This window comes from Bradyrhizobium sp. (assembly GCF_019242285.1).
Taxonomy (GTDB): Bacteria; Pseudomonadota; Alphaproteobacteria; order Rhizobiales; family Xanthobacteraceae; genus Bradyrhizobium.
On the sequence record NZ_JAFAVV010000135.1, the window covers coordinates 1 to 3,768 of the forward strand.

Annotated in this window: 3 protein-coding genes and 1 pseudogene; all 4 read right to left on the bottom strand. The window is 67.9% G+C overall.

Annotated elements, in window-relative coordinates; all coding sequences use genetic code 11:
• On the bottom strand, window positions 1-550 hold a 550-nt coding region (locus JOY90_RS04705), incomplete at its 3' end, for a glycosyltransferase family 2 protein (protein WP_291689990.1).
• A gap of 78 nt (window positions 551-628) precedes the next feature.
• Complete coding sequence (locus JOY90_RS04710) at window positions 629-1,420, bottom strand: phosphatase PAP2 family protein (RefSeq protein ID WP_291689991.1); 792 nt, start codon at window positions 1,418-1,420, stop codon at window positions 629-631.
• On the bottom strand, window positions 1,417-3,159 hold the full coding sequence (locus tag JOY90_RS04715) for a glycosyltransferase family 39 protein (RefSeq protein WP_291689992.1): 1,743 nt from the start codon (window positions 3,157-3,159) through the stop codon (window positions 1,417-1,419). Before JOY90_RS04715 ends, JOY90_RS04710 begins: the two co-directional genes overlap by 4 nt.
• Before the next feature lie 51 nt (window positions 3,160-3,210).
• Window positions 3,211-3,768: pseudogene (locus tag JOY90_RS04720) on the bottom strand (penicillin-binding protein 1C); the annotation flags it as partial.

Here is a 3,768-nt window from a genome sequence, read left to right on the forward strand (position 1 = left end):
GGCCATCGAAATAAGGCATCATCAGGAACACGTCGCGGCGGAAGGCTTTCAGGCCGCAGCCGGTGTCGCGGGTGCCGTCGTGCAGGACCGCGTTGCGGATTCTGTTGGCAAGCCGCGACTGGAATCGCTTGAATCCAGTATCCTTGCGGCCGACGCGCTGGCCGGCGACAAGGCCGAACCGGCCATTGTCCTGGTCAAGCGCCGTGATCAGATCGCGCAGGAACGCCGGATTGTTCTGTCCATCGCCGTCCAGGGTCGCCACAATGGTGCCGCGGGCGGCGCGCACGCCGCTGCGTACGGCCGCCGATTGGCCGGAAGATGTCTCGTGGCGGAGCACGCGCAAATTGGGCCGCAGCTTCATCTGCTCGGCCAGGCGCTCGGCGGTCAAATCGGTCGAGCCGTCATTGACGTAGATGATCTCGTAGGCCCAGCGGCCATCCAGCGCGGCCGAAATCTCCTCGATCAGCGGCGCGATGTTCTCCGCCTCGTTCCGGACGGGAACCACGATCGAAACCGCGACGGATGGATCAGCAGGCAAATCAACGCTCATGCGCAAATGGTCGGCCGCAAGGTGCGGCGCCCGCTTCTTATGGGCCGGCGGCAGCACGAGCAACCCTTTTGAGCCGCCTCAACGAGCGGCGATCTTGCCGGCGTCATCGATGACAAAACCAAGCTCCCGCACGGCGAACCAGTATCGGACCGCCATCGCGCCGAGCACACCGATCAGGCCGCCCGCGACGACGTCGCTCGGATGATGCGCGAGCAGCACCAGCCGGCTGGCGCCGATCGCGAGCGCATACAGCGCCATCGCGATCCGCATGCGCGGCCAGACCGCACCGACGGCGAAGGCGAGCGCGAAGGCCGTGATGGCGTGCGCCGAGGGCAGGCTGAAATAGGCTTCGGTTCCCGTGAACGGTGCGAAGTTGAACGCATTGGCCTTGCCGCCGACGAAGGGCCGGCCGCGGCCGACCGCCCATTTGAGCGCTTCGCCGACCAGGACCGGAAGCAGCACCGCGAGCAACAGATATTCCGCGTGGATGCCGAGCCGCAGCAGTTTCGCATGCGACGTTCGTTGCGACATCGGGGCAACGGCGCCAATGACCAACACGAGCGCCGCGAGCCCCCACAGCACGTAGGTGTCCTTGCCAAAATCGGTGAGGATGCGGACGGGCCAAAGGTCAGGCGTCCCGCGCGGCGGCATCAGGCCGATCTCGATGGCGTCGAAACCGACCATCAGCACGGCGATGGCCGCCGCTCCGCCGAGCGTCAGCCAAAGCACCTGTCTTCCCGTCCGTCTCGCCGCTGCCGCGCGTTGTGTTGCCGTCGGCGCGCGCACGAGCTGCGCGGCCGACTGCGAGACGAGCGTCAGCAGTTGCGGGACATAGCCGCGCCGTTCCATGGCCTCGGATGGAGCGGTCATTCCGTGCCCTCGGAACGGAAGATCGCGATCGAGACCGCCCTGCCCTGCGAGATGTTGACACCCTCGACACGGGTCAGCACGTTGTAACGCAGCCCGATCGCCTCGGCGCGCTGCGCGAAGGCGCGCTCGGTGCGCTGCTCGATGAGCGCGAAACGGCAGGGGCCCTGGCTCAGGAAGTCCGCGGCGCCCGAGCCGTCGGTCAGGAGCGTCGAGGTGTCGGTCATGAAGACGAGGCTGGGCTCCTGGAAGCCGGAGGCCGCCGCCCTCGGGCCCTTGCAGGCCACGTTGCGCAAGGCGTGCGCGATCTCCGCGCTCGGAAACAGGTGCGTCAGAGACGGCATGACGATGCCGAACACGGCAATGGAGAGGAATATGCCGGCCGTGACGGCATTCAGCAGCGATCGCTCGGCGCGGCCGTCCTCATAGAGCCACCAGGCGAACAGGCCGAAGATCAGCGCCGCGGCCATGAACGGCCAGGCCAGGAACGCCGGTTGGCGGATCAGCATGATGGCGCCGACCACCGCGATGACCGAACCGAGCGCCGGAATGGCGAACCACCAGGCCGCGCCGCGCGCGAGCCAGGAACGCGACAGCACGCGGCGCTCCAGCGCGCCGACGGTCAGGATCGCGATCGGTGGATAGAGCGGCAGCACGTAATGCGGCAGCTTGGTCAGCACCAGTTCGAACACGATCCAGGACGGCACCAGCCAGGCCAGCAGGTATTGCGCACCGGGCTCCCGCCGCGCCCGCCAGGCCGCAGGCGCGGCCATCGCGGCGAGCGGCGCGCCCGGCCAGAAGGTGATCCAGAACAGCACGAGGTAGAGCCCGGGCGGCGCGCCATGCGATTCCTGCGCGGCGAACTTGCTCAGCATGTCGCCGCCGATCGAGTCGGAGAAGAACTCGTTGCCGGCGCGCCAGTAGATCGCGATGAACCAGGGCAGCACCAGGACCAGCGTCCACATCGCGCCCCAGACCGGGCGCAATCGCCACAGCCAGGGGGCATCGCGGTCCAGGATCGCGAGCGCGACGATGGTCAGCCCCGCGAACATCAGGATCAGCGGGCCCTTGAGCAGGATGCCGCCGGCGAGCGCGGTCCAGAAGATGATCGGCCAGCTCCAGGGCGGATGCTCGGGATCCTCGCCGCGCATCCAGGACAGATAAACCCGCGCCATCGCGCCCATCGCCGCCACCACCGTCAGCAGCAGCATCGCGTCGGTCTTGGCGAGCCGCGCCTCGACGTTGAGCAGCACCGAGCTGCAGATGATGAGGCCGGCGAAGACCGCGCCACGCCGCGTCACGAAGGCGAGCGCCGTCCAGTAGGTCAGGAGCGTCGCGCCGACGGCGCCGATCAGGGACGGCAGGCGGTAGACCCAGATACGAAGCCGCGCCTTGGGCAGGCCGAGCGCGGACGCGGTTTCGACTGCGGCGGCCTGCATCCAGTAGATGCCGACCGGCTTCTTGTAGCGGACCTCGTCCTGGAAGCGGATGTCCACGAAATCGCCGCTTTCGACCATCTGCTTGGTCGCCTGCGCGAAGCGCGCCTCGTCACGGTCGATCGGCGGGATGTTGAAGAAGCCGGGCAGGAACAGGAGCAGCGCGCACAGCACCAGAAAGCCGACTGCGCGGACGTGGCTCGCGGTGGCGAAATCGATGATCTGGACGAGCCGGCTGCCTGGATTGACCAGGTTCTTCGGCTCGCGCGGTTCACCGAAACGGGGGCGGGCATAGGTCTCGACCATGGGGGTTCCGATACGCTGAAACCACCGTTCCGACAACCGTTTGGGCTTAAGCTATTGTATTCTGACAACAACTGTGTCCGCGGCGCCCGCGGCATCGATCACGGTCAGTCGGGCGAAGCCGGGCCCGGGCGGATCGATCAGTCGCTGGCGCCGGCCATCGATCTCGCCGACCCAGGTGCCGTTGACCAGCATGGTCATGGGTAATTTGCCGCCGGACACCCTGACCGGCATGGCGGCGGCATCCGAGCCATCGGCGCGGTCGACGGCAATGCGCGAGCCGTTGATCGGGAACTGGATGTGCAGGGCCTGCTCGCCGCCGGTTCGTACCAGCTCGCCGAGCGGCCGGAACCGGCGCAGCGGCAGCGGCAGCCTTGTATTGCCGGCGACCAGCGCGCCTTTCGGCGGCTTCGGCAGGGCGACCGGCAATCGGCCGGTACGAGCGAAGGCATCGAACAGGATCGGCGCCGCCGCGGCGCGGCCGATCAGGCCCGGCACCGGCGCGCCGTCGGGACGGCCGACCCAGACGCCAATCGTGATCCGGCCGTCGAAGCCGACCGACCAGGCGTCGCGATAGCCGTAGCTGGTGCCGGTCTTGAACGCGATCCGGTT